Annotated in this window: 20 protein-coding genes; 5 read left to right on the top strand and 15 right to left on the bottom strand. The window is 45.7% G+C overall.

Features of this window, described 5'->3' with window-relative positions:
• Positions 1-142: 142 nt before the first annotated feature.
• Genes NIASO_RS13585 through NIASO_RS13570 form a run of 4 tightly spaced genes read right to left on the bottom strand, consistent with a single transcriptional unit; the run spans position 143 to position 7,187 of the window.
• Positions 143-2,539 carry a hypothetical protein gene (locus NIASO_RS13585; protein WP_008586681.1) on the bottom strand — a complete coding sequence of 799 codons (2,397 nt, stop codon included), beginning with the start codon at positions 2,537-2,539 and terminating at the stop codon, positions 143-145.
• A 13-nt stretch (positions 2,540-2,552) separates the two neighbouring features.
• A complete protein-coding gene (locus NIASO_RS13580; protein ID WP_008586679.1) occupies positions 2,553-3,710 on the bottom strand; it encodes a DUF4249 domain-containing protein in 1,158 nt (385 codons plus the stop codon).
• Position 3,711: 1 nt separating this feature from the next.
• On the bottom strand, positions 3,712-6,474 hold the full coding sequence (locus tag NIASO_RS13575) for a TonB-dependent receptor (RefSeq protein ID WP_008586677.1): 2,763 nt from the start codon (positions 6,472-6,474) through the stop codon (positions 3,712-3,714).
• Between the two features lie 2 nt (positions 6,475-6,476).
• A complete protein-coding gene (locus NIASO_RS13570) occupies positions 6,477-7,187 on the bottom strand; it encodes a hypothetical protein (RefSeq protein ID WP_008586675.1) in 711 nt (236 codons plus the stop codon).
• Between the two features lie 187 nt (positions 7,188-7,374).
• On the opposite strand from NIASO_RS13570, the gene kbl reads away from it, so the two are divergent.
• Positions 7,375-8,562 (top strand): glycine C-acetyltransferase, encoded by a 1,188-nt coding sequence (gene kbl, locus NIASO_RS13565; RefSeq protein ID WP_008586673.1) that lies wholly within the window; start codon positions 7,375-7,377, stop codon positions 8,560-8,562.
• 198 nt (positions 8,563-8,760) lie between these two features.
• On the opposite strand, the gene ruvB is transcribed toward kbl, so the two are convergent.
• On the bottom strand, positions 8,761-9,798 hold the full coding sequence (gene ruvB / locus NIASO_RS13560) for a Holliday junction branch migration DNA helicase RuvB (RefSeq protein ID WP_008586671.1): 1,038 nt from the start codon (positions 9,796-9,798) through the stop codon (positions 8,761-8,763).
• Between the two features lie 220 nt (positions 9,799-10,018).
• Between ruvB and NIASO_RS13555 the strand changes: the two genes are divergently transcribed.
• A complete protein-coding gene (locus NIASO_RS13555; protein ID WP_008586669.1) occupies positions 10,019-10,474 on the top strand; it encodes a hypothetical protein in 456 nt (151 codons plus the stop codon).
• Positions 10,475-10,674: 200 nt separating this feature from the next.
• Positions 10,675-11,652 (top strand): GlxA family transcriptional regulator, encoded by a 978-nt coding sequence (locus NIASO_RS13550; RefSeq protein WP_008586668.1) that lies wholly within the window; start codon positions 10,675-10,677, stop codon positions 11,650-11,652.
• Between the two features lie 103 nt (positions 11,653-11,755).
• Here the strand turns inward: NIASO_RS13550 and NIASO_RS13545 are convergent, their stop codons facing one another.
• From NIASO_RS13545 to msrB, 6 genes are all read right to left on the bottom strand, one after another.
• The gene (locus NIASO_RS13545; protein WP_245605184.1) at positions 11,756-12,772 is read right to left on the bottom strand and encodes an SRPBCC family protein; all 1,017 of its coding nucleotides are present in this window, start codon (positions 12,770-12,772) and stop codon (positions 11,756-11,758) included.
• 98 nt (positions 12,773-12,870) lie between these two features.
• Positions 12,871-14,091 (bottom strand): ABC transporter permease, encoded by a 1,221-nt coding sequence (locus NIASO_RS13540; RefSeq protein WP_008586664.1) that lies wholly within the window; start codon positions 14,089-14,091, stop codon positions 12,871-12,873.
• Positions 14,092-14,103: 12 nt separating this feature from the next.
• On the bottom strand, positions 14,104-14,850 hold the full coding sequence (locus tag NIASO_RS13535; RefSeq protein WP_008586663.1) for an ABC transporter ATP-binding protein: 747 nt from the start codon (positions 14,848-14,850) through the stop codon (positions 14,104-14,106).
• Positions 14,851-14,886: 36 nt separating this feature from the next.
• The gene (locus NIASO_RS13530) at positions 14,887-16,176 is read right to left on the bottom strand and encodes an efflux RND transporter periplasmic adaptor subunit (protein ID WP_008586661.1); all 1,290 of its coding nucleotides are present in this window, start codon (positions 16,174-16,176) and stop codon (positions 14,887-14,889) included.
• Positions 16,177-16,201: 25 nt separating this feature from the next.
• On the bottom strand, positions 16,202-17,551 hold the full coding sequence (locus NIASO_RS13525) for a TolC family protein (protein WP_008586659.1): 1,350 nt from the start codon (positions 17,549-17,551) through the stop codon (positions 16,202-16,204).
• A gap of 238 nt (positions 17,552-17,789) precedes the next feature.
• On the bottom strand, positions 17,790-18,251 hold the full coding sequence (gene msrB / locus NIASO_RS13520; RefSeq protein ID WP_316929395.1) for a peptide-methionine (R)-S-oxide reductase MsrB: 462 nt from the start codon (positions 18,249-18,251) through the stop codon (positions 17,790-17,792).
• A gap of 249 nt (positions 18,252-18,500) precedes the next feature.
• Here msrB and NIASO_RS13515 point away from each other — a divergent pair, with 249 nt between their 5' ends.
• The gene (locus NIASO_RS13515) at positions 18,501-19,109 is read left to right on the top strand and encodes an adenylate kinase (RefSeq protein WP_008586655.1); all 609 of its coding nucleotides are present in this window, start codon (positions 18,501-18,503) and stop codon (positions 19,107-19,109) included.
• A 104-nt stretch (positions 19,110-19,213) separates the two neighbouring features.
• Here NIASO_RS13515 and NIASO_RS13510 read toward each other — a convergent pair whose 3' ends face one another.
• On the bottom strand, positions 19,214-19,666 hold the full coding sequence (locus NIASO_RS13510) for a hypothetical protein (protein WP_008586654.1): 453 nt from the start codon (positions 19,664-19,666) through the stop codon (positions 19,214-19,216).
• A gap of 148 nt (positions 19,667-19,814) precedes the next feature.
• Here NIASO_RS13510 and NIASO_RS13505 point away from each other — a divergent pair, with 148 nt between their 5' ends.
• A complete protein-coding gene (locus tag NIASO_RS13505) occupies positions 19,815-20,240 on the top strand; it encodes a hypothetical protein (RefSeq protein ID WP_008586652.1) in 426 nt (141 codons plus the stop codon).
• Between the two features lie 190 nt (positions 20,241-20,430).
• Here the strand turns inward: NIASO_RS13505 and NIASO_RS13500 are convergent, their stop codons facing one another.
• The 3 genes from NIASO_RS13500 to ftsH are packed head-to-tail and all read right to left on the bottom strand — an operon-like array spanning position 20,431 to position 23,580.
• Complete coding sequence (locus NIASO_RS13500) at positions 20,431-20,862, bottom strand: gamma-glutamylcyclotransferase family protein (protein ID WP_008586651.1); 432 nt, start codon at positions 20,860-20,862, stop codon at positions 20,431-20,433.
• 8 nt (positions 20,863-20,870) lie between these two features.
• Positions 20,871-21,503 (bottom strand): LutC/YkgG family protein, encoded by a 633-nt coding sequence (locus NIASO_RS13495; protein WP_008586649.1) that lies wholly within the window; start codon positions 21,501-21,503, stop codon positions 20,871-20,873.
• Between the two features lie 7 nt (positions 21,504-21,510).
• Complete coding sequence (ftsH, locus tag NIASO_RS13490) at positions 21,511-23,580, bottom strand: ATP-dependent zinc metalloprotease FtsH (RefSeq protein ID WP_008586647.1); 2,070 nt, start codon at positions 23,578-23,580, stop codon at positions 21,511-21,513.
• Positions 23,581-23,656: the final 76 nt, after the last annotated feature.

Genomic DNA, 23,656 nt, shown 5'->3' with positions numbered 1-23,656 from the left:
AGAACGAGATTACTACGATCACTTCTCCCGACTTTCGGCCGCCCCGACATTCGCTAGACCCTTCGGCTCCATTACATTTCGCTCAGGGTGACGAAAGAATATTATATCATAGGTGTATTGATTCAAAACGACGAATCATTACCTATTTATCCACTTTGAATGTACTTTCTCCATAAACCGGTTTCCCGTCTTCGGTAATCCCCTGCAATACTATTTTATAAGTGCCGGTGTAATCAGAAGTGAAGCAACTTATTTGCTGTTTTTTATTTCCTGCAAAGCGTATATCGGGGTTCCAGAGCAAAGTGGTACGATAGTCCGGAATGCGCAGGTCCCCTTTGTTAGTTGCATATTCCGGGCTAAAGAATTCCCGTTTTAATTCCAGCCCCTCGTAGTCGATGGGAATGGCGGAAGGATCTAATTCAAATCCGTTAAACTTCGAATCATAGGTTTGAAAACTCGCAATTCCCGAATAAACGGCGGAGCCGATCACGAATCTTCTTGGTATCACGTCCAGTTGTTTTACTTTAAACGGATCGTAGTTAAAAATACTATTGTAGTCGGCCAGCGGAACGCCATCCAGCAGCACTAAAGCCGCGTACCGGTACACCGTTTGGTTTTTTTCATCATAGAAAGTCATCTTTAATTTCTTATCGCGCACCACTACATTTATTGGGGTAACGTATTCCCTGAGCACTTCCTCCATTGTCGAAAACCGTTTGTAATTATCCAACAGATAAGTGATCTCCGGTTTATCATAGAAGGGAAGCGTGTCTTTATATGAAGGGATCAGAAACCTGTTTAACTTATCCTGGTTGTAGATATTCTGTGCCTGCATGGCGATGCTTCTTTTTAACAGCTCAACACTATCAGCCGGGTTCAAATAGAAGCCGGGCTGATAAAATATTTTGCTGGTGCTATCCGCAAAAGGCGAAATAATATCTATCCGGTAGGTGTCCGCATTATTTCCCGTCGGGAACGGTTTTATAAATATATCACCCGGGCCATAGTACCGGGTTATATTAAATCGTACCATACCGGCCGCATCGCTTGTTCCGTTAAAAAGTCCAAAAGGAACAGAAGGTACCGTCAGAAAGCAGGCTGCATCAGCTTCCGGTTTGTTGGTCCAGGTGTTGGTTATACGGGCTGTAATAATATGCCCGTTATATTCGGGAAGCGCAACGGGCTTTTTACCGGTAGTGGTTGCAGTATTAAATCGCCTCCAGCCATTTACCAGCATAAGGTTGTCGATATAATTCCCCTGTTGCGCCTCGGGTGTGAAATAAAATTCCGGGGCTTCTATTTTGCCAGCCAGATGACGGGTCAGTAGCAAATAATCATGGATCGTCCCGGCTGAAGACCCGTTAGTATCTGTTGCATAAACCGACAATGAAGCATTGATCACACCACTGTTGCCTGAAGCCTGCAGAGGCTCCAATTCGATTGGCGCATTTTCCCTGCCTGCAAAAATATTTTTTTCTGTACTGATCTTAACCCCGGTAACGGGCAGTTCCTGCGGAATAAAAACCAACCGTTCGCTAACCGGCTGCCAGTGCTGGTTAAATAAGGTAAAATAAATGATCCCCGTGCCCAGCCGGGATTTGTCTACATTATACGCAAAGCTGTTATCTGCATCCATATCAAATTCAACAGCCATCTTATTTGTTTGATCCGAATGCGCCACCAGGTACATTTTTTGCGGAGCCGCTCTTTGTGCAGATACAATTATCTTATAGGCATCCTTTCCTGCATCCGTTACGCTTATGGTATGGCCGTTTAGCTTTTGAGTGGGCAGGCCGGTTTTAACGGGGGCCTTATTTCCAACAGTAACTACGGCAGTATATCTTTTACCCGAATGAGGGGTATAGGTAAACTGCCCCAATCCGAATTTAGCGGTTTCGAATCGTGCAACAGTGTCGGTTTCGTTTTCAAGAATATACCCGATAGCCTGTATTCCTTTTGTGGCGCCGGGGTCCAATACCTGTACGCCCACTTTTGTTATTAATCCTTCTATCAGATCGCCCCCTTCGGGAAAGAAATTTACAATAGCGTTGTTATTGGATGCTGCCAGTACCGAACCATTAGCGCTTAAAGCGTTGGTAATAACGACCCGCTTTCTGAAAAACAGTTTAGGGTCTCCGTTCTTCATCTGGCTGGTATAACTTATAAGTGTATAGGCGCCGGTATTAATCGTCACAGGGAGGTAGAGGCTGCCGCTTCCCAATCCTTTTTTTAGCTCTACTTTTGATTGCAGCACTGCGGCTCCTTTGTCGTTAACCAATTCGATATAAACAATGGTATTGTAATTTGCTGTTGTGTACCCAATTGTATTAAGCAGGTATATTTTGTACCAGACGATCTCTCCGGCCAGGTAGGCTTCCTTATCTGTATGAACAAATGTAGCTTCTTTATTGTTTGCATATTGCTCCTGTACAGCGGTTAAAGGTAGCTCTGTCTGGCCAAAAGAAACGATAGTTGTATTTAGAAAAACAATAAGCAGCAGCAATCGTATACAAGAACCAATAAGATAATTTTTATTCATTTTCTCCGGGTTATTAAGGCCAGTAAGATGGTTTTTGCGTGCTTCCTCCTCTTGTTGTACAGTCCACACATATTCCTGATGAAGCACTATATCCGTCTGCAGGGGGTTCGACCCGCTTTTCTTCACTTATCGGAATCAGGGCGCCACCGGCGAAATAGGTTTTCGTACTATCCGGGTTTTTGACAACGAATTCCTGTAAACAGCCTTGCCGGAAGTTCCATCCGGGAGGGGCAGCAATAAACACGCGTTTTTGAGTAATGGTGGCTGCCGCAATATACCCGATCACTGTTTCGGCCGGATTCGTAATACAATGGATGTTTCCGCGCAGCTCTGAGGGCATCGGGTCAAAAATACTGCCGATCGATTCGGTATTTTTTTTCATCAGATCATAAAACTCGTAGGCCGCCTTATCCATCGCATATTGCCGCAAAAGAATACTGTAATTAACAGAAAGCCGGTCATCTCCCGCTGGAATCTCGTTTATTGGGAACTCATGGATCACATCGGCCGTCAATTTCGCAGAACTGGCAAACAGCAGGGTAGTCGACTTTCCATATCGCCAACAAACGCTCACATCTTCTTTCGGAAATTCACGAGGCCGGACACCAAAGGCATCTGCCTGGGGTGATTTTGGATCATAAATTAAAGAGGATGGGTAATAGCTATGGATCTCCCAGGTTTCATCCCAGTCCCAGCGGTAGTAAATGGTGTTGTTGGCCGGGTCATGAGTGTTTACATAGAGCTGCACTCCATCGTCGTTTTGTTTCCAGCCGATGCTGTCTATCGGCGGCGTGGTTTTTACCGCTACAAAGTCAGACAAATATTCCTTGCCATCACCCGTCTTAATCCGAACCCGGTATTTGTTGCTGGCAGAAAGATTCAGATTGTTGTTTTGATAAATCCCGGCACTGGTCATAGTTAGCGGCTTCACCGAATTATCCGAGCCTTCTACCGTAATGGTTGCGCCGCTTTCATACGCCGGCTGGTTGCCTGCAACAATTTTTTTTGTCCGGGAAACGGTTAATGTTGTAGGTGCATTCCCGGCGTTCAGCACCCCTTCCACAACAAGGTATCCCGTTCCGGTCGATTGTATATCTGGAATGTAACGGTCCTTACAGGAAAGGACTGAAACAAAGAGTATAAAACAATAACAATAATAGCGCAGCCTCATTTTAAAAACGAATATTATAGTTAATAAAAGGTATCGCACTTCCGAATATGGATAACTTATAGCCGTTAACCACTCCATTTTCAGAAATAAAATAAACTGAGTAAGGGTTTCTTCTGCCAAACAGATTATAAACCCCGATGGTCCATGAGTTATGTGTTTTTTGATGCACTTTATGATTGCCATCAATATTCATGGAAAAATCGGTCCGGTAGTAATCCGGAATGCGGTATTGGTTCCTGTCTGAGTATAACACGCGCGCGGAACCGGCATACACATATTCTCCTACAGGGTAAGTAATGGGGCGGCCGGTGCTGTAGGTGGAGTTGAGGGATAAACTGAACCGGTGGTTGATCTCAAAATTCCCCACCACAATTACATCATGGGGTTTATCGTAGTTTGCAGAATAGAACTGCCCGTTATTGATCATGGAGCCCAAACTGAGATCTGTAGATTTCAGCAGGATCCTGGAGTAAGTATAGCCGATCCATCCGTTCAGTTTTCCCACGGGTTTTTTTATGAGCAATTCCACTCCATAAGCCTTGCCTTTTGTATTGATCACATCTGTTTCGATATGATGATTCATGACCAATGAGGCTCCCGGCTTATAATCCAGGTAGTTTTTTATATTCTTGTAATATACTTCTACGGATGTTTCGATGGTATTTGATCTTAGATTTTTATAAAATCCCAAAGAAACCTGGTCTCCGATCTGCGGCTGAATATTAGGATCACTCAGCTTCCAGATATCCGTTGGGGAAATAACCGTGGTATTAGATAAGAGGTGGATGTATTGTCGCAGCGAATTATAGGAAGCTTTTATGGAGAAGGTTGGTGTAAAAGCATACCGTGTGGAAAAACGTATTTCGGGACCCTGGTAGTTTTTAATAAACTTGCCTTTACCGTAGGCGACAGTTTCCGTGCGGGTATCGTCTGTTCTTGGCTGGCTGGCGGCATAATAACTTACCGTTTGCGGCCCCATGTAGGAATAAAACGAATACCGGATCCCGGTGCTGAAGGAAAGTTTATTTGTGGCGTTAAAACGATGGGTAACATACGCGGCATTTTCGAGTGCATGCTCTGTATTTATGGTATCGGGGCGTACGAGCGAACTACTGGTAAGCGGGTTAAATACACCCGGGCGCAGCCGGTAGGACAAGGAGCTGACCCCAAAGTCAACGGCGTGTTTTTGATTGATGAAATAGGAAAAATTCAGTTTCCCGTACAATTGCCGTATATCGAAAAACAGATCAAAAGCATTTACGGTATTCACCCCGCTGTTGATATCATATTTATAATAATCATACCCACCGATCAGCTCGGCCTGTAGCCTGCGGGAAAAGTTTCTTTTCCACTTAAAGGAAGCATTCCGGTTGCTATATCCGTAAATGGTATCACTGTTGAGCTGAAACCGGTCGTTACTGTAATAAGCGTTCAGGTAAAGCGTGTTATTAGAATCGATGCGGTGGCTCAGTCCGAGGTTAAAGTCCTGGAAATTGGCTTTGCTCTTATCATATTCTTTAGGTAAAACATTGATCAGCCAGTTGGCGTAAGTAGCACGACCTCCAAAAATAAAAGAGGTCCGGTCTTTTACAATAGGGCCTTCCAGTTCCAGGCGGCTGGTGACCGGCCCGATACCTGCAGAACCGGTGAGCTGTTTCTTATTGCCTTCCCGGCTGTTAATATCCAGTACGGATGCCAGTCTGCCCCCATATTTTGCAGGGATGGAACTTTTATATAATTCCACATCTTTTACGATTTCGGGGTTGAAAGCGGAGAACATTCCAAAAAAGTGAGACGGGTTATAGATGGTGGCGTCATTAAATAAAATGAGGTTCTGATCGGCGGAACCGCCGCGCACATTAAAACCGGTACTGGCTTCGCCCACCGTCTTCACTCCCGGCAGGGTGGTGATGGCCCGCAAGATATCGGCCTCCCCGAAAACGGTCGGAATCTTCTTTATCTGCGCAATCGTAAGACGGGATAAACCCATTTGTACATTCCGGATGTTTCGTGTTTTTGCGGTGGAAACAATGATCTCCTTTAATGTGGGGATCTGATCCTGAACACTTACATCCATCCGTCCGTCATTATACACCATCAGGTTTAAATTCGTTTCCCTGATCCCAAAGCCTGTTATATTCAAGGTATGCTTGCCCGACGGAATACTTAAGGAATAGTTGCCGTAGGGATCTGTAGTAGTGGAATATTCATTATCGACCAATACTGCAATATTGGGGAAGGGTTCCCCGGTGCGGGCGCTTTTTATAGTGCCCACCAGCACGGTTTGCTGAGCCCTGGCAATATTTCTGTTGCCGATCTCATATAGTTTTTCCTGGGAGGTGGGCGCCGTTCTTTTTTTGTTATCGATACCGTATTCACTGATCTTCGGAGTGTTTTTTTGCTGGACGGTTAAAGCCTTTTCAGGCTGGTAGATACCCGGAGGTAAAGCCAGTTGCATTTTTAAGCCCCGGGTTATATAAACTTTTTTTTCTTTTTCATCGATCGCATATGACAACTCGGTGCCATCCAATGCGCTGGAAAGCGTCGCCGGCAACGACCCACTTTCGGGAGGCCGTTTTATTAAAATCGAATCCGTCTGTTGGGCATTATAATAAAACCGGTGATGGCTCTTTTTTTCAAGCAGCAAAAAAAAGTCTGAAAGATGTATACTATCGCTTTTTACAGGTACTCCCTCCTGGGCGCTCAAACCGGTAGCGGCGCAGATAAAAAAGATAATGATTGGCGTCCTTTTATTAATAAGCATTATTAGGGGTTATATAGCTGAGCAGCCGCCAGAATTGCTTCTTCGGCATTCGTTTTGAATTTGATATGTGCTTTCCGGAGCGCTCTTGCAACAACAGCTCTTCTCACTCCCAGGATCGTATACAGATCTTTTTGCGAATGCACCTGTAGAAAGCGCTGGTCTTTATAGATATAAAATTTACTGATCCAAATAAATTCCCGGTCAACTTTTGATTCTTGCTGATTAATCGTTTCCCTGATGTATTTTTTTCTTAGAATTAAAACCGGCAGCTTTGCTTCGTTTAAGATCTCGTAAAATCCGTTCACCAGCGCCTTATCTATATCGGTTCCCAGCTTTACAAACTTTCTGTTTTCCAGGTAAAAAGCAGCTACTTTTTGATTGGATATAATCACCGGCAGCATTTGTTTATCCTCAATAATCAACGTTTCAGCATTTGCGTCATATCTCAGGTTAAGGTTTTTGTACCATACGCTATCGAAACATACAGCGCCGTTATGCCATTTGGAATCATCCAGGAATGGGGTGCCGATCATAGAAGGCGGATACGATTCGAATAAGCGGCCGTTGTATATAGGAAGATCTGATTTAAAGCTCTCGTAATAAACAGGCGGCAAATAGCTGGTATCTAACAAAAAGACAGCTTTCCTGCTTTGAGCAGCTACCCCGGAAGCGATCAATAGTGTTAAAAGAAAAGCAAGTTGTTTTTTTTTCATATGTTTTACAAAAGGCAATCGTGTCCTATAAAACTAGAAAAAAAAACTGACCTGTCAAAGTTTTGCAAAATCAATGCTTTATTGTGTACAACCGATTGAACAAATATCAGAAAAGCCACCATTGTATGGCTTTTTTTAACACCTTTGCCGGGTTGTTTGTAACTACATACTTTTTAAACACTCACATATGAACGAACATTTTGCGAAACGCATCGGCGGCGAACTTGAGGAGATCAAAACCTCTGGTCTTTATAAAACAGAACGCATTATTGAAAGTCCGCAGGGCGCTGCTATTACTGTGAATGGCAAGACCGTGATAAATTTCTGTGCCAACAATTACCTTGGTCTTTCTTCTCACCCTGATGTAATTAAAGCCGCTCACGCCACTATCGATTCCCGGGGTTATGGCATGAGCAGTGTACGTTTCATTTGCGGAACGCAGGATATTCATAAGGAACTGGAGCAAAAACTGTCTGAATTCCTGGGAACGGAAGATACCATCCTGTATGCAGCGGCATTTGATGCAAACGGCGGCGTTTTTGAACCGCTTTTTAATGAACAGGACGCTATCATTTCTGATGCGCTGAACCATGCCAGTATCATCGATGGCGTTCGCTTATGTAAAGCGCAACGCTACCGGTACGAGCATAATAATATGGCGGATCTGGAAGCAAAGCTGAAAGAGGCCGCCGGTGCCCGCAGCCGCATTATTGTTACGGACGGTTCTTTTAGTATGGACGGAACGATCGCCCAATTGGATAAGATCGTGGAGTTGGCGGAAAAATACGATGCGGTGATCATGATCGATGAATGTCATTCTTCGGGCTTCCTGGGTAAAACAGGTCGCGGCACCCACGAATACAGGGGCGTGATGGGTAAGATCGATATCATTACCGGTACGCTGGGAAAGGCGCTGGGCGGTGCTTCCGGCGGATTCACTTCCGGGAAAAAAGAAGTGATTGAAATGCTGCGACAGAAATCCCGACCCTATTTATTCAGTAATACGCTGGCTCCTTCAATTGTTGGGGGCTCTATTGCCGTGCTGGATATGCTTTCTGCTTCTACACAGTTAAGAGATAAACTGGAATACAACACAAAATATTTCCGTGAAAAAATGACGGCGGCAGGTTTCGATATTAAACCCGGCGACCATCCTATTGTGCCGATCATGTTGTATGATGCGGTGCTGGCAGCAGACTTTGCGGCGAAGCTGCTTGATGAGGGCATTTATGTGATCGGGTTTTTCTTTCCTGTAGTGCCTAAAGGGCAGGCCCGCATCCGGGTACAGCTCAGCGCCGGCCACGAACAGGAGCACCTGGACAAAGCCATTGCTGCCTTTACTAAAGTGGGCAAAGAGCTGGGCGTTTTAAAATAAAAGGAAGCAGTTGGAGGGAAACAGGTAAACCATTGAGGCTGCTTTTTATTGGCTCGCGGTTAAATTTCTCGCACATACGCGGGTGGCTCACAGATGCCGCAGATTTTCACAGGTTAGAAAAGAATAGCTCCTCCCTCAGACGGCGCCGTGCGCTCTATTCACTTTTGCCTATTCATTATTCACTTCCTCCTTTCTCATTTAAAGGTCCAGCTCCAGGTTCGTTGTTCCGCGGTTCCCCGGTTTTTTCCCGAGATGTTCATACGCTTTATGGGTCACTTCGCGGCCGCGCGGAGTTCTTTGTAAAAAGCCTTCCTGTATTAAAAAAGGCTCGTACACTTCTTCAAGGGTGCCGGGCTCTTCGCCCACAGCGGTGGCAATGGTGGTAAGCCCTACGGGGCCGCCTTTGAATTTTTCAATGATGGCCAGCAGGATGCGGTTATCCATTTCATCGAGGCCATATTCATCAACATTCAATGCCTTCAATGCATGTTGGGTAATGCCAATATCAATGATGCCGTCGTTCAGCACCTGTGCAAAATCGCGCACCCGCCGCAGCAGGCCATTGGCAATACGCGGGGTGGCACGGCTTCTGCGGGCTATCTCCATAGCGGCGTTGGCGGCAATTTTTACATCCAGTATCCCGGCAGCACGTAATACAATTTTTTGAAGTGTTTCAGCATTGTAATATTCCAGTCGCGACTTGATGGCAAACCTGGATAATAATGGCGCCGTTAATAAACCGCTCCTTGTGGTAGCGCCGATCAGGGTGAAGGGATTCAGTGAAAGCTGGATGCTTCTTGCGTTAGGACCGCTGTCCAGCAGAATATCCAGCCGGTAATCTTCCATTGCCGCATATAAATATTCTTCCACCACGGTGCTGAGCCGGTGAATTTCGTCGATAAATAATACGTCATTGGGCTCCAGTGATGTCAGTAAGCCGGCAAGGTCTCCCGGTTTTTCAATAACGGGCCCACTGGTCTCTTTTATATTTACGCCCAGTTCATTGGCCACAATACGCGATAAGGTGGTTTTCCCCAATCCCGGAGGACCATGAAAAAGAACATGGTCCAGCGCTTCGCCCCGCATTTTCGCAGCACGGATAAAAATGACCAGGTTTTCAATTAATTGCCCTTGTCCGGCGAAATCTTTAATATGACCCGGCCGGATGGAGTTCTCAAATTCACTGTCCTGTGTGGTCAGGCCTTGTTTTTCCTTATTTAAATTGGGATTACTCATTCTTTTTCAAAGATATTATAATTAAATGGTGGACGAAAAGCTTATACGAAAGAGAATGCCTGTTTAGATAATTTGTGAGTAAGGCGGGAAGTTTCATTGCCCAATTGCTGCTAACTAACCGCCTGAGCGCCTTACCTGCCCAAATACTTTGAGTTGACCCCGGCATAAAACTGTTTCGTTTTTTATGTTTTACACGTCTGTACCCAGAAATGGTATAGTTATGCGACTGATCTTATGCGGAATGTTATCGATCTTTTTATTCAGCCAGTGCAGCAAATCTTTGCAGGACAAGGGCCCGGATCCTGATAACCTGGCTTCATCTGTGCTTCCCAATTTTTATGTGCAACTCATCGATAAAAATACCGGAGGCAACTATATTACCGAAAATAATATAACCACCAGGGATATTGAGTTCAGGGACGCCCTGGATCAGCCGGTTAATTTTAATGTTTCCATTACTTCTGTTAATGATTCATTGGCTAACATTCTTGTTTTCCCTGTTATTGACCGGAATAAAATTGTGCTGCGCATAAGAAAAACCATAGAAATACCCCTGTCCTATACCTCTACAATCACCGGTTCCGCAGGGATGAAACTTAATAAATTTAGCGTACAGGGATATGCATTTACAACAGCAATAATTAATAATAATTACCTGCTCCGGATAAAGATCTGATGCGCGCCGGTGGCAGGAAAGACAAAATGGTTAAATAATCTCCCCTTTGGGCCGATTTGGACACTCCGGCCCTATCTTTGTGTTTGATTTCATTCGGGTAAGAAACCAAAGAGCATCGGAGAAGCCGGAAAAGCGGGAATTTGTTGTTTTGTATTACTGATGATTTGCGGGCTTACCTACCGGGCCAAAAAACATATCAGATGAAACAGGTAACTATTGTGGTACCCGAATGCCGGGTAAATATGAATACGATTGGGGGCGCCTTTGATATTTTAAACCAGGCCAACGAATATTGGATGCGCTCCGGGAATGATGCGGCTATTGAGGTCCGTATTGCGGGCTTTGTATCCGAACAGCGATCACACAGCGAATACCTGTCTATTCACCCCATATCGATTGACACTATTAATAATACCGATCTTGTTTTAATCCCCGCCCCGCTGTCTGATCATGAAAATGCTATCAAAAACAATCAGCAGCTTATTGAATGGATCCGGGTGCAATATGAAAATGGAGCAGAAGTGGCCAGCATGTGTGCGGGTGGTTTTTTGCTGGCGGCTACAGGGCTGCTGAACGGCAAACGCTGTTCCATACATTGGAATGCCATAAAAGATTTTAAACAACTGTTTCCTGAAGTGGAAGTGGCGGGAGAAAAAATTATTACCGCCGAAAAAGGGCTCTATACCAACGGCGGCGCTTATTCTTTTTTAAACCTGATCCTGTACCTGGTAGAAAAATTGTTCGACAGGACTACGGCTGTTTACTGTTCCAAATTTTATCAGATCGATATCGAACGGCATTCGCAATCGCCTTTTACCATTTTTGATCTGCAGAAAGGGCATGATGACGCGTTGATCGGCGAAGCGCAGGTCTATATTGAGGAGCATATTGATGCAAAGATCTCGTTTGAACAACTGGCTAAAACACTGGCCATCAGCCGGCGTAACTTCGACAGGCGTTTTATCCGCGCTACCGGGGATACGCCCGTGGCCTACCTTCAACGGGTAAAAATTGAAGCGGCAAAAAAAGAACTGGAAAAAGGACAAAAAACCGTTTTTGAAGTGATGCTGGATGTGGGCTACGCCGATGATAAGGCCTTCAGAGAAGTATTTAAAAAAATAACGGGATTATCACCCACAGCCTACCGGAATAAATACAATGCTGTGGTGTTGAACTGACAAGCGTTCGAATGAATGTGTTGCAAAATTTTGTCTCTACGGATTTTCACAGAACTATTTCTTTTTTGCGGATAGTTTCTCCCGCGCTTATCTGCAGAGAACTTTAATCCACCAGGTAAATAATCCGTACCGAACTGTCTGCCGCTGTATATTCCTCTATTACCGGCGGTGTTACCTTTAACTGCTTTGCTGCGATATAATCATCAAGGGCCCGGTAGGCCATTGTTTTATCCGTTGAATAATTCCCCGGAATACGTACGGCTATTCCTTTTGAGGCCGGCAGGCTGATAAGCGTTGCAGGCGCCTGCACCCGAGGGTTCGTACCTGCGGGAATTTCAAGGGCTGCGGCTACATCGCTTTGGCTTCCTTTCTCTTCCTTTTTATAGAATAAAGCGGTTGTTTTTTTTACGGTGGCGCTATCCTGTAAGCTGCTTTGCTGCAGGTAGCGAAAGTGGGTGGAAAAGAAATTAAACAAATCGGTTGCTGCAACCGGCTGCCTTACGGCTATGTAATTGGTCAGCGGGAAACTGATGACGCTGATCCCGGGCAAATTGATTACCGATCCTTTTTCTATGATCATTTTCAATGCCAGCAATCCTTTTTCAAATTCGCGGCCTTTCTCTTTATCAAGGCTATAAAATAAATTATAGATGTTCCAGGGTTTTTTCGAGGGTATGGTAAAGGTCCAGGTTACCCGGGTAGCGCCGTTTTGATCCGCCAGTTCAAATTTTGAATCGGCCTCCATCTTTTGAGGTTCAAGAAAAGTAATATGATGATCGATCTCTTTGTTTTCTTTCAATCCCGTTAGTTGCAACATGCCTTTACCCGACAATAGTGCATTTCCCTGCCACGTAATCGTAGTGCCGATCTGCCCGTCGGGAATATTGTTAGATGTATACCGGATCGATGAATCGGCGTTGCCCCAGATGGACCAGTTGTTGAAATTTTGCAGGAGCAGCATTTGCCGGTATACTTTTTCCTGCGGCGCATTGATGACAACAGCGCGCACCACCTGTTGATGATCCGGTGCCAAAAAAGAAAAAGCAAATAATGTGGCGCCCACACAAATCAAAAAGAGGAATATCCAGCGGATCAGTTTCATACCAGTTTTTGCGTGCAAAAATAGCTGTTTTAAATTGCCCGCAGACGTGATGAAGCTGACTAAAAACCCGCACGGATCAGCGAAAAAGATTCGCGAAAATCTGCGGGAGCTTTACGTTATTCATACCGCAAGGCCTCGATCGGATCCAGCCTTGATGCTTTTTGCGCGGGGTAGTAACCAAAGAATATCCCGGTAACGGCGCATACCAAAAAAGACAGAGTAACGGAAGATTGCGATACTAACGTGGGCCATTTGAGAAATACAGTGATCAACTGACTGGAAGTGATGCCCAGGGCGATACCTATAAGACCGCCGGTAATACTGATAAGAATGGCTTCCACCAGGAATTGCATCAGGATATCTTTCCCCCGGGCGCCCAGCGACATCCGCAGACCAATTTCCTTGGTACGTTCCGTAACGGAAACATACATAATATTCATGATGCCGATGCCGCCCACGATCAGCGAAATGCCGGCAATAGCGCCCAGGAGAACGGTTAAAAGCTCGCTGGTGGAACTAAAGGTATTGATCAGTTCGGCCTGCGTCCGGATGGTAAAATCATCCTCATCGGCGGGTCGTAAACGATGAGAGGTGCGCAGGATGGATGAGAGCTCGTCTACTGCTTTGTCCGTATTGGCCTGGTCAGTGGCGGAGCAATAAATGTTCTGGAAATAAATGGAAGCCGTTATTCTTTTTTGAACGGTTGAATAGGGGGCTAATACAATATCATCCTGGTCCTGGCCAAAAGCATTTTCCCCCTTTTGAGCAAGTACGCCAATTACTTTAAACGGGATGGTATTAAAACGGATCACCTTGCCGATGGGATTTTCCCCGCTGGGGAACAGGTTGGCCACAACGGTCTGGCCCAGGAGGCAAACTTTATCGGCGGTCTTTACATCTGCATCGGTAAATGAAATGCCGCTGCTCAGCGGCCAGTTGCGGATACTTAGAAAATCCGGACTAACACCCTGCACCGTAGTCTTCCAGTTTAGGTTACCACTAATCACTTGTCCTCTCTGCGTTACAGCAGGGGAAACGCCGCTTATATATTGCGCCTGCTTTTTTATAGCGATAATATCCTGTTCTTTCAGGGTCTGCACGCTTGAAAAATCGAGCCGTGCGCCCGCTGTCACATTACTATTGGGCCGGATCGTGATCATGTTGGATCCCATGCTGGACAGTTGGTCCTGGATGCTTTTTTTTGACCCCTGCCCTATGGCCACCATTGCGATCACGGATGCCACACCGATGATAATGCCGAGCATGGTAAGAAAGGCCCGTAGCTTGTTGCGCTGCAATGCCCGTAACGCGATCCTGAAAAGGTTAATCAAACTCATACTGCGGCCCGTTTAATAATCATCTGTGGTAGGCATTGCTGCCAGCATCTCTTTTGCCGATTTTTTATTTTCATTAAAATAGTCCTTTGTTATGCGGCCATCGCGCAGCATAATGGTCCGGCTGCTGAACGCTGCAATATCCGGCTCGTGGGTAACAAACACAATGGTCTTGCCCTCTGTATTTAAGTCCTGCATTAAGGCCATGATTTCATAGGAGGTTTTTGAATCCAGGTTGCCGGTGGCTTCATCTGCCAGGATCATTACCGGATGATTGACCAATGCGCGCGCAATGGCCACCCGCTGTTGCTGTCCTCCGGAAAGCTGATTGGGCGTGTGATCCAGGCGATCGGCCAGTTTCACGGCTTCCAATGCATGTATGGCACGTTCCCGCCGTTCTTTTGCCGAAATACTGGAATTATATAGTAACGGGAGTTCCACATTTTCAACAGCAGATGTTCTGGGCAACAGGTTATAGGCCTGGAATACGAACCCGATCTTATGATTGCGCAACTGCGCCAGCGCATCCCGCGAAAGGCTTTTAATAGCAACGCCATCCAGCATATAAGTGCCTTCGGTTGGTTTATCCAGGCAACCCAGAATGTTGAGTAAAGTGGTTTTTCCCGAACCGCTGCTCCCCATAATGGTTAAAAATTCGCCTTCTTTTACATCAAAGGAAATCCCTTTAAGGGCGTGCACTACCTCCGCGCCCATCCGGAAGTTGCGCTTCAGCTCGGTAATATCTAAAATTTTCTTATTCATTTTTTGATTATTTGCTCGCGGTCCGGCTTTTGTTTATTACCGCGGCCCGCCTCCGCCTCCGGCTTTATTGCTGCTGCTTTTTGTATTACTGCTTCTTCTTCTTTGCGGCATAAACGGACTTCTGTCGCCGGAAGCAGTCGCATCCGAACTGCTTTGCACCTGTTGTGCCGTAATGAGCTCATCCTTGGCGGTAAGTCCCTTTAGTATTTGTACATTAATATCATCGGTAAGACCTGTTTCTATTCTTTTGGAAATAAGCGAATCGCCCCGTTTTAACCACACAGAAGCATGTTTTATCGCATTGCCGGAGCTGTCCGTACGGGGTTTATTGGCCGCTTGTGGATTATTTCTTGATTTAGCATTTCCCTGATTGGCGGCAGGCGTCATTTTAAACTGTTTTGCCGTAGCTTCATCCGGCGCATATTTTAATGCCGCCGCCGGTATCAGCAACACATTATCCAGTTCTTCCGTATAAATATTAATGTTGGCCGTCATTCCCGGTTTTAGCTTCAGGTCATCGTTAGAAGCCTCTATGATGGTAGTATATGTTACCACATTTGAGGAAACGGTTGGCTGCAGCCGGATCTCCTGTACCGTTCCTTTAAATACATCATTGGGAAAAGCATCTACAGTAAAGGTTACGCGCTCCCCGGTCCGTACATTACCAATGTCAGCCTCATCAACAGCGGCACGTACCTGCATTTTTTTCAGATCCTTGGCAATACTGAATAAGGTAGGTGTATTGAAGCTGGAGGCCACCGTTTGGCCTTCGCTCACGGCCCTTGAAAGCACCGTGCCATCGATGGGGGAATAAATATTGGTAAACGACAGGTTCTTTTGGGCCGCTGATAATTGTGCGGTAGCGCCGTTGACCTGGTCCCGCGCGGTTTTAAAACTATTCTCCGCGGTTTCAAGCTCGGCCTTGCTAATGGCTCCGGCCTTGAATAGTTCCGACTGACGGTTAAAATTGGCTTGCTGATAGGTAAGATTGCTGCGCGCCTGTTGCAGGTTGGCGTTTTGCTGCTGCACCTGGGCGTTAAACAGCGAGGGGTCTATTTGCGCAAGGATCTGCCCCTTTTTTACCACTCCGTTGAAATCGGTAAATATTTTTTTTATCGTTCCCGACACCTGTGAACCAATGATGACCGTATCGACAGGCTGAACCGTTCCCGTAGCCATTACGCTGGTTGCAATAGGGCCATAATGCGGTTTCTCTGTAGTAAGCACCAGCGTATTTTCATCTTTTCTGAACCTGAAGTACGCAATTGCGGCGGCGATCAACACCAGCGCCAGTACTATGCCAAAAATTCTTTTGTTCCGTTTCATCCGCTGTTTCTTTTAATATGTTTGGTTATTCAATAGTTACCGGCGCGCCCTTATAAAAATCGTACACTTTTACGCCAATGATAGCATTGTATTTTGCCTGTATATATTGTTGTAATGCCTGTATGTACAGATTTTTTTGCAATAGATAATCGACCGAAGTGATCGCGCCCAGGCGCAACTGTTCGCCTGATATCTGGTAGGTTTCCCGGTTCGTATTGAGCTGGGTTACTGCCGCTTCGTATTGAGCCTGGGCATTCAATACATTTATATAGGCCTGCTCTACTTCCTGCGATAAGGTGGTTTCTGTTTTTTTAAGATTCAGCTTTGCCGCATCGATCGCGATTTTTGCATTTTCGATATTGGTGCGTGCCATACGATTATTAAAAATGGGAATGGACAGCCCTATCCCAATACGTTGATAAAAGTTGTTATCCAACTGCCGGATATAGGCGGAAGACTGGTTATCGGAATACCCTGTAGACAAAGCCCCGGTCCCGGTGATGGTGGGTCTTTTGCCTGCTTTGGCTTTTTCCAGGCTATATTGGGCCATATCAATCCCCAACTGGCTGCTTTTAATTTCGGGCCGGGTATCATGCGCCTGCTGCTGTGCCACATCCAGCGCATCTACGAGTTTGGGGGCTGTGGCTACAGTGTCTGGCTGTATGATCTGCATGTTATATCCGGAGGGCAATTGCAGCAATTGTTTTAATGTAAGCGTGTTTTGCCGGATACTATTTTCTGTTGTGGTAAGGTTATACTGATCCGTAGCTACCTGCGATTGAAAGCCGACCAGTTCTAATTTGGAAATACTGCCGGCATTATAACGGATCGTGCCCTGCTTCAATTGCGCCTGCGAGGTATTGAGCAGGTCCTGCAGGTAAATGCTGTTTTCCTTGGCCAGCAGGATAGCCAGGTAGGCTTGAGTCAGTTGCAATATTATACTGTTTTCCATGGCAGACGTATTAAATGCATCTGCCTTAAGCTGTGTTTCAGTTTGTTTTATAGTATTGTTGATGGCGCCGCCATTATAGATCGTAACGGAAGAATTTAACGAATAGTTGCTCGCAAAGCTCGACTGGGTCTGAAACCCGCCCACCACCGGGTTAGCGTTTTTACTATTGGTAAAGCTTTGGGAAGTGCTGCCCAGTAAATTCGGATATTTTGCGGCTTTTGCTAACAGGATATTTTGCTGGTCTGTTTTTTCGTTAAGCCGTAAACTATTGATCTCTATGTTGTTGCGCTTCGCGTAGTCAATGCATTGCTGCAGCGTCCAGGTTTGGGGCAATGCGGCCAGCGAAGTATCTGCCTGGGCAAACCCTTTTGACGGCATGTAGCACAAATAAAGAAATACTGCTGTTATTATTATCCGGGCCATATCGGTCGTTTTCGTCTACAGGTCTTTGAAAAGATCCGTTCCAGAATAGAAGCGGGTTCTATAAATTGACGTCGATACAGATGTTTTCTTGCTTTAAAAAGCAAAGAATCCTTTAAATAAAATGTTATAATAAACTGCAGATGACCTCAATGGTTCTGTGCTTCAGTAGCAAAAAAACAGCAAAACTGGTCACATAAGTAAGTAAAGCCATAGAGGCACAGCAATGCAGAATGGCCGCCTATTTCTTCTTATACTGCTCCGCTGCCTGCTGTGCTTTTTTAAAATCAAGAATTACGCCGTTGATGCAATAGCGCAGCCCCGTTGGCGGTGGTCCGTCATTAAATACATGCCCCAAATGCGCATGGCAGCGTCCGCATTCCACTTCAGTGCGCTCCATTCCGTGGCTTTTGTCTTCCAGGTAAATCACGCTGGTTTTGCTGATGGGCTCATAAAAACTGGGCCAGCCGCAACCACTTTCAAATTTGGTATCGCTTTTAAACAGCGGGTTACCGCAGGCGGCGCAATAATAAGTTCCTATTTCTTTAGAAGTTTCGTATTTGCTGCTCCAGGGACGTTCCGTTCCCTTCTGGCGGGCAATATAATATACTTCGGCCGGAAGCACTTTTTTCCATTCTTCTTCCGATAGATTTACTTTTGAGCTGTCTGTATTCGAATAAACAGGATTGTTTTCTTTTTTCATTGTTGATAAGCCCGATTTGTTATCAGGTTGTGATTGAGAATAACCACAATGCTGAAATAAAACACTGATTGTTAATAGTATTGTTGTAAGGTATTTCATCATTCAATGACCATATTAACAAAGATACGATCATAAAAGTTGTAGTTGCTGCGGCTGTAGTTTGAACAGTTTTTAATAAACGGGTAGAATCGCCGTATTTTCACCAAGCTTTGCTATATTTGTTGACATCACTTTAAAAGAAAAGCTTAAATGTTTAATTTAATATTATTCGGACCTCCCGGCAGCGGAAAAGGTACACAATCAGATCGTTTGGTAGAAAAATATGGTTTGATTCATTTGTCTACCGGAAATCTTTTGCGCTCGGAGATCGCAGAAAAAACACCGCTGGGTATTGAGGCGAAAAACTTCATGGATAAAGGTCAGTTGGTGCCCGATGAAGTGGTTATTGGTATGATTGATAATTCACTGGAGCAGCACCGGGAGGCGAAGGGGTTTTTGTTCGATGGATTCCCGCGCACTGCCAACCAGGCTAAGGCGCTGGATAAACTGTTGCACTTAAAAAAGACCGCGATACACAGTGTGTTGGCATTGGATGTTTCTGAGGATGAGCTGGTAAAACGATTACTGGAAAGAGGCAAAACCTCCGGCCGCTCGGATGATACCAGTGAAGACGTGATCCGTAAACGTTTTGCGGTGTATCAACAGGAAACAACTGCTGTTGCAGACCACTACAAAGCGCTGCACCGGTTTAAAACAGTTCCCGGAGAGGGATCGGTAGAAGATATTTCCAACGCGCTGAGCGCCCAGATTGATAAAGTGCTTGAGCGGCAACGCGAGGAAGAAGAAGCGTTTGATTAAAAACAAGCGGGTACGAATAATAATACCTGGCCGGGAAGGCAATGAGGCGGTAAAACAGCGGTCATTAAGCAATAATACCTTTCCGCATTGCTGGTTTCCCGGTTTTATTTTTTCGGTAATAGGCTATCGGCCTTGCTGAGGCTGTTTAAAACAAGGTCTTTAACAGCATTTATTTTTGTTTTCTCATTCTGCAGGTATTGCACACGGGCTGCTTCATTATCTTTGAGCGAATCATATTTGAAGCCGTTCATCCATTCGTTCATAGCATTATCCGCCTGCGCAAGATCCTTATGTGCTGCATCCAGTAAGGCTTTTAGCGGGGCGTTTTGTTTTTGAGCTGCGGCAGGTAATTTATCTATAGAATCGATTGCGGTCTTGGATTCTTTCATCAACCGCTCCATTTTTTTGGTTTGGGGCATGGCAATATCATGCGCATCAATGACGTCCTGCAACAGGCTGTCGGCCTTGCTTTGCGGCTGCTCTTTTGCTTTTGACTGATTCTCGCCGCAGGCAACCAAAAAAAAGGCAAGGGTTAATGAAAATAACAACGATTTCATAAACAACGATTTTGCGGCCAAAGGTACAGGAAGCGGGGCGAAACCTTTCTCATTTTTACTTTCAGGGCAAACGCATCTAAATTAAAGGGGAAGCAAAGCAGGGAATGATTTTTGCAATCCAGCAATTATGAAATATAAAAATATGCGAATGAAAAAAATGATGTTGTTCGGTATGATCGTTATTGCGGCATGTAACAGCAATGCACCTGCGCAACCGGAATCATCTGATTCGATGCCGGCAAATCCCACAGCCGCGGCCGCTCCGGCAACTACCCCGGCAGAAAGCAGTGTTGTAAAAACAGATACTGCGGCCGGTGTTGCAGCGCCTGTGGATAAGAATGAAAAAAAATATACCAATGAAAAAGGAGACGTGGTTACGGCCGTTTACCACGATTCAGGCGATATGGGTATAGTAGTATTGAATAAAGGCGGAGAAAGCATCCAGCTTATGAAGGGCGAAAAAAAAGATGGCGCTACTGTGTACACGAATGGCAAAATCACCTGGAAAATAAAAGGGGGAGAAGCTTCTTTTGAAAAAGATAATGTGGTATCGGTGTATAAGGAAACCAGGTAAACGTCGTCCCGAACGGAGCGAGGGACCTCGTCCTTATAGCAGCAAACCCAATTGCAGTGCGGTCTTTAAGCAGGAGATCTCTCCTCGTCGGCCGTGGGCCTCCTCGTCGAGAGGACGCGTTGTAGTTGAAGGATTGCTTGTTAAAACGACGGGTGAGAAATCTCGTAGCAAAACCCTTCCCAATCAATATTTAGTATTGGTTATTTTCCGTTTTCGCCTTCAGGTATTCCAATACATCGCCGGAGGCAACAATGGGTTTGTCGGAAATATTATGATTGAACCAATACACCCACGCCGATACATCGTTATGGTCATAACTAATATTGGATAATGCACGCTTATAATTCGGTGTTTCTCCCTGTTCAGGATTCACCCCTTCGTAATCATCCAGTTGGGCTATAGCAAAAGACAATTGATGTTCGTTGCGAATCTTATATAGCTCACCAACAATTTGATGGGTGGCGTCATCGGGTGTGGCGGCAGGATAATCGCCTAAATCGTATAGTGTGCCGGGGGCGGTTGCAGGTCCAACAAATTCAAAATACCTTGCGATATACTCATATGCAGGGTTCTTAAAACCGCTTAGCAGGGAACCATAAACAAAAAGATACTTGCTTTCCATTCTTCCGGTTATTCCGAATCATCAATTAAAAATACATAAACTTCTTTAGGGCCGTGCACGCCAACTACCAGCGTTTTTTCAATATCTGCTGTGCGGCTGGGCCCGGTAGCAAAAGTGATCAGCGAAGGCAATTGGTTTTCATAGCGTTCTTTCATTCCTTCCAATGCATCCTTCACATCAAAAACCAGTTGGCTGGTATAGGCCACACATACGTGAACAGGCGCATACACACTGGTTTTGCGGCCACTGAGCTGCGCAGCGCTCATCACAATACTACCGGTACGGGCCACCAGGTATTCGCAGCCGGTGATGGCTACATCGCAGCCGGCAAACTCACCAGGCTGGTTACTGATAGTAAGATTGTTGCCCAGCAGCGCCATTAATTCCGGCTCCAGGCAGTAAATTTTTTCCCATCCTGTTTTAAAAAGTAACGCATTAAACTGGCTGGTGAATTCTTTATTGCTCAGACAAAAAGCAAACTTGCCCTGCAGCGTGGTAAACCGTTCCGCGAACTCGACCTCCAGTTCCTGGTGCAGGGGCTGGTACACCAGCGACTGGCCTTCGCTTTTCGGAAAAGGAATGGGAGTCGGCTGGCTAAGCGCCTCCCGGATCTTTTTTAATACGGTTTCTTTTGCCCCCATGTATTATTTAACCATTTACGCCATCCATTACATCCGGCTGATTCACATTGTTAGGTCCGATAATCAGTCCTGTTTCGTCCTCTGGCGCCTGTTTTTTTTCGTCAAAGGGCCGTTTGCCGATCATATGCTCCACATCGCTTTGAAACAGCACTTCTTTTTTCAGCAAGGCTTCGGCAATGAGCTCTACTTCTTTTTTCTTTTCTAATAATAATGCTTTTACCCGTTTGTAGGCTGCATCCGATAATGCTTTTACCTCCTGGTCGATAATTTTACCGGTTTCCTCACTGTAGGGTTTTTGAAATTGGGCATCCGAATGGGGGTCATAAAAGGATATGTTCCCGATCTTTTCGTTCATCCCGTAAACACTTACCATCGCATAAGCCGTACGGGTTACCTGCTGCAGATCGCTCAGGGCGCCGGTTGATATTTTTCCAAAAAAGATCTCCTCGCTGGCCCGTCCGCCCAGGGTCATGCACATATCATCTTCCAATTCTTCAGATAGTGTCAGGTATTTTTCCCTGGGGAGGTATTGTGCAAAGCCCAAAGCTGCAGTGCCCCGCGGAATGATGGTAACCTTTAACAAAGGATGTGCGTGCTGCAGGAACCAGCCTGCAACGGCATGGCCGGCTTCGTGGTACGCAATCACCCGCTTTTCATCGGGCTGAATAATTTTATTTTTCTTTTCCAGGCCACCGATCACCCGGTCGATAGCGTCCTGGAAATCGTCCATTTCCACACCGGCTTTATTCCGCCTTGCGGCGATCAGGGCTGCTTCATTACAAACGTTGGCAATATCGGCCCCGGCAAAACCCGGTGTCAGTTCCGCCAGTTTACGTACGCTAAGCTCCTGGCTTGTTTTTATCTCTTTCAGGTGTACTCTGAAAATGGCTTCGCGACCCGCCAGGTCGGGTTGGTCGATCGAGATCTGCCGGTCGAAACGACCCGGACGCAGCAGCGCCGTGTCCAGCACATCCGGCCGGTTGGTGGCAGCTAATACGATAATGCCGCTATCGGTCCCAAAACCGTCCATTTCCACCAGCATCTGGTTCAAGGTGCTTTCGCGTTCGTCATTGCTCATCATGGCGTTTTTACCACGGGCGCGACCAATAGCATCAATTTCATCAATAAAAATGACACAGGGCGCTTTTTCACGGGCTTGTTTAAACAGATCCCGTACGCGGCTGGCACCCACTCCCACAAACATTTCCACAAAGTCGGATCCGCTCAGGCTGAAAAACGGTACCTGGGCTTCACCTGCCATCGCTTTTGCCAGCAGGGTTTTACCGGTTCCCGGAGGGCCTACCAGCAAGGCTCCTTTTGGTATTTTACCACCAAGGGCCGTGTATTTTTTGGGATTACGCAGGAAATCCACAATTTCCATCACTTCCACTTTTGCTTCATCCAATCCTGCCACGTCTGCAAAAGTGATATTTACCCGCGTTCCTTTATCAAATAAAGTAGCTTTTGATTTACCAATATTAAAGATGCCGCCAGGACCGGCACCGCCGCCGGCGCCTCCACTCATTTTACGCATCAATAATAACCAGGCGCCGAAGAATAACAGGATGGGCAAAACGATGCTTAACGAACGGCCGAGAAAATCGCTGTCCTCGTCCACATCAGTCGACACGGGTTTTACATCGGGGTGCGTTTTATAAAAATCCAACATCTGCTCCTGGAAGTTATCGCCGCTGGTAATTTTGAAATATAATTGCGGATCATTAGAAGCCACCAGGCTCGATTTTGGCGCCGCAACTTTAGCCAGATCAGGATACTTCTGAAGACTATCCTTATTGAGCCATACACGTACAATATTCCGGTTATTTATTATTACGCATTTCTGCACATCACCGCTCGTAACCATCTTTTTAAAATCGGTAAAAGTGGTAGATGCGGTAGTGGCCCCGAATGGATTCATGAACTGGAGCACCAGCATGATGGCCAGGATGATAATGAATGCCCAATAGCTCCCAAATTTTACTTTTTTGGGCTCGTTCCCACCCCCGGCGCCAGGAGTTTTCGGCGCAAACGGGTTGTTCCGCTGTTTTTCTTGTTTGTTATAATTATTCTGAGGCATGTTGCTGTGTTATGATACTATAAGGCAAAAGCTGCTTAAAGGTTTATGTTATGGATGATATATTTTATATAAATAA

The sequence above is a fragment of the Niabella soli DSM 19437 genome (assembly GCF_000243115.2).
GTDB lineage: Bacteria > Bacteroidota > Bacteroidia > Chitinophagales > Chitinophagaceae > Niabella > Niabella soli.
The sequence above is the reverse complement of the archived record's forward strand: the minus strand, read 5'-3'. Positions and strand labels throughout refer to the sequence as shown.

What these genes read in the sequence shown, in the direction of transcription:
- NIASO_RS13585 (WP_008586681.1), bottom strand. Translation starts at nt 2,539, where the DNA reads ATGAATAAAAATTATCTTATTGGTTCTTGTATACGATTGCTGCTGCTT.
- NIASO_RS13580 (WP_008586679.1), bottom strand. Translation starts at nt 3,710, where the DNA reads ATGAGGCTGCGCTATTATTGTTATTGTTTTATACTCTTTGTTTCAGTC.
- NIASO_RS13575 (WP_008586677.1), bottom strand. Translation starts at nt 6,474, where the DNA reads ATGCTTATTAATAAAAGGACGCCAATCATTATCTTTTTTATCTGCGCC.
- NIASO_RS13570 (WP_008586675.1), bottom strand. Translation starts at nt 7,187, where the DNA reads ATGAAAAAAAAACAACTTGCTTTTCTTTTAACACTATTGATCGCTTCC.
- kbl (WP_008586673.1), top strand. Translation starts at nt 7,375, where the DNA reads ATGAACGAACATTTTGCGAAACGCATCGGCGGCGAACTTGAGGAGATC.
- ruvB (WP_008586671.1), bottom strand. Translation starts at nt 9,798, where the DNA reads ATGAGTAATCCCAATTTAAATAAGGAAAAACAAGGCCTGACCACACAG.
- NIASO_RS13555 (WP_008586669.1), top strand. Translation starts at nt 10,019, where the DNA reads ATGCGACTGATCTTATGCGGAATGTTATCGATCTTTTTATTCAGCCAG.
- NIASO_RS13550 (WP_008586668.1), top strand. Translation starts at nt 10,675, where the DNA reads ATGAAACAGGTAACTATTGTGGTACCCGAATGCCGGGTAAATATGAAT.
- NIASO_RS13540 (WP_008586664.1), bottom strand. Translation starts at nt 14,091, where the DNA reads ATGAGTTTGATTAACCTTTTCAGGATCGCGTTACGGGCATTGCAGCGC.
- NIASO_RS13535 (WP_008586663.1), bottom strand. Translation starts at nt 14,850, where the DNA reads ATGAATAAGAAAATTTTAGATATTACCGAGCTGAAGCGCAACTTCCGG.
- NIASO_RS13530 (WP_008586661.1), bottom strand. Translation starts at nt 16,176, where the DNA reads ATGAAACGGAACAAAAGAATTTTTGGCATAGTACTGGCGCTGGTGTTG.
- NIASO_RS13525 (WP_008586659.1), bottom strand. Translation starts at nt 17,551, where the DNA reads ATGGCCCGGATAATAATAACAGCAGTATTTCTTTATTTGTGCTACATG.
- msrB (WP_316929395.1), bottom strand. Translation starts at nt 18,251, where the DNA reads ATGAAAAAAGAAAACAATCCTGTTTATTCGAATACAGACAGCTCAAAA.
- NIASO_RS13515 (WP_008586655.1), top strand. Translation starts at nt 18,501, where the DNA reads ATGTTTAATTTAATATTATTCGGACCTCCCGGCAGCGGAAAAGGTACA.
- NIASO_RS13510 (WP_008586654.1), bottom strand. Translation starts at nt 19,666, where the DNA reads ATGAAATCGTTGTTATTTTCATTAACCCTTGCCTTTTTTTTGGTTGCC.
- NIASO_RS13505 (WP_008586652.1), top strand. Translation starts at nt 19,815, where the DNA reads ATGAAAAAAATGATGTTGTTCGGTATGATCGTTATTGCGGCATGTAAC.
- NIASO_RS13500 (WP_008586651.1), bottom strand. Translation starts at nt 20,862, where the DNA reads ATGGAAAGCAAGTATCTTTTTGTTTATGGTTCCCTGCTAAGCGGTTTT.
- NIASO_RS13495 (WP_008586649.1), bottom strand. Translation starts at nt 21,503, where the DNA reads ATGGGGGCAAAAGAAACCGTATTAAAAAAGATCCGGGAGGCGCTTAGC.
- ftsH (WP_008586647.1), bottom strand. Translation starts at nt 23,580, where the DNA reads ATGCCTCAGAATAATTATAACAAACAAGAAAAACAGCGGAACAACCCG.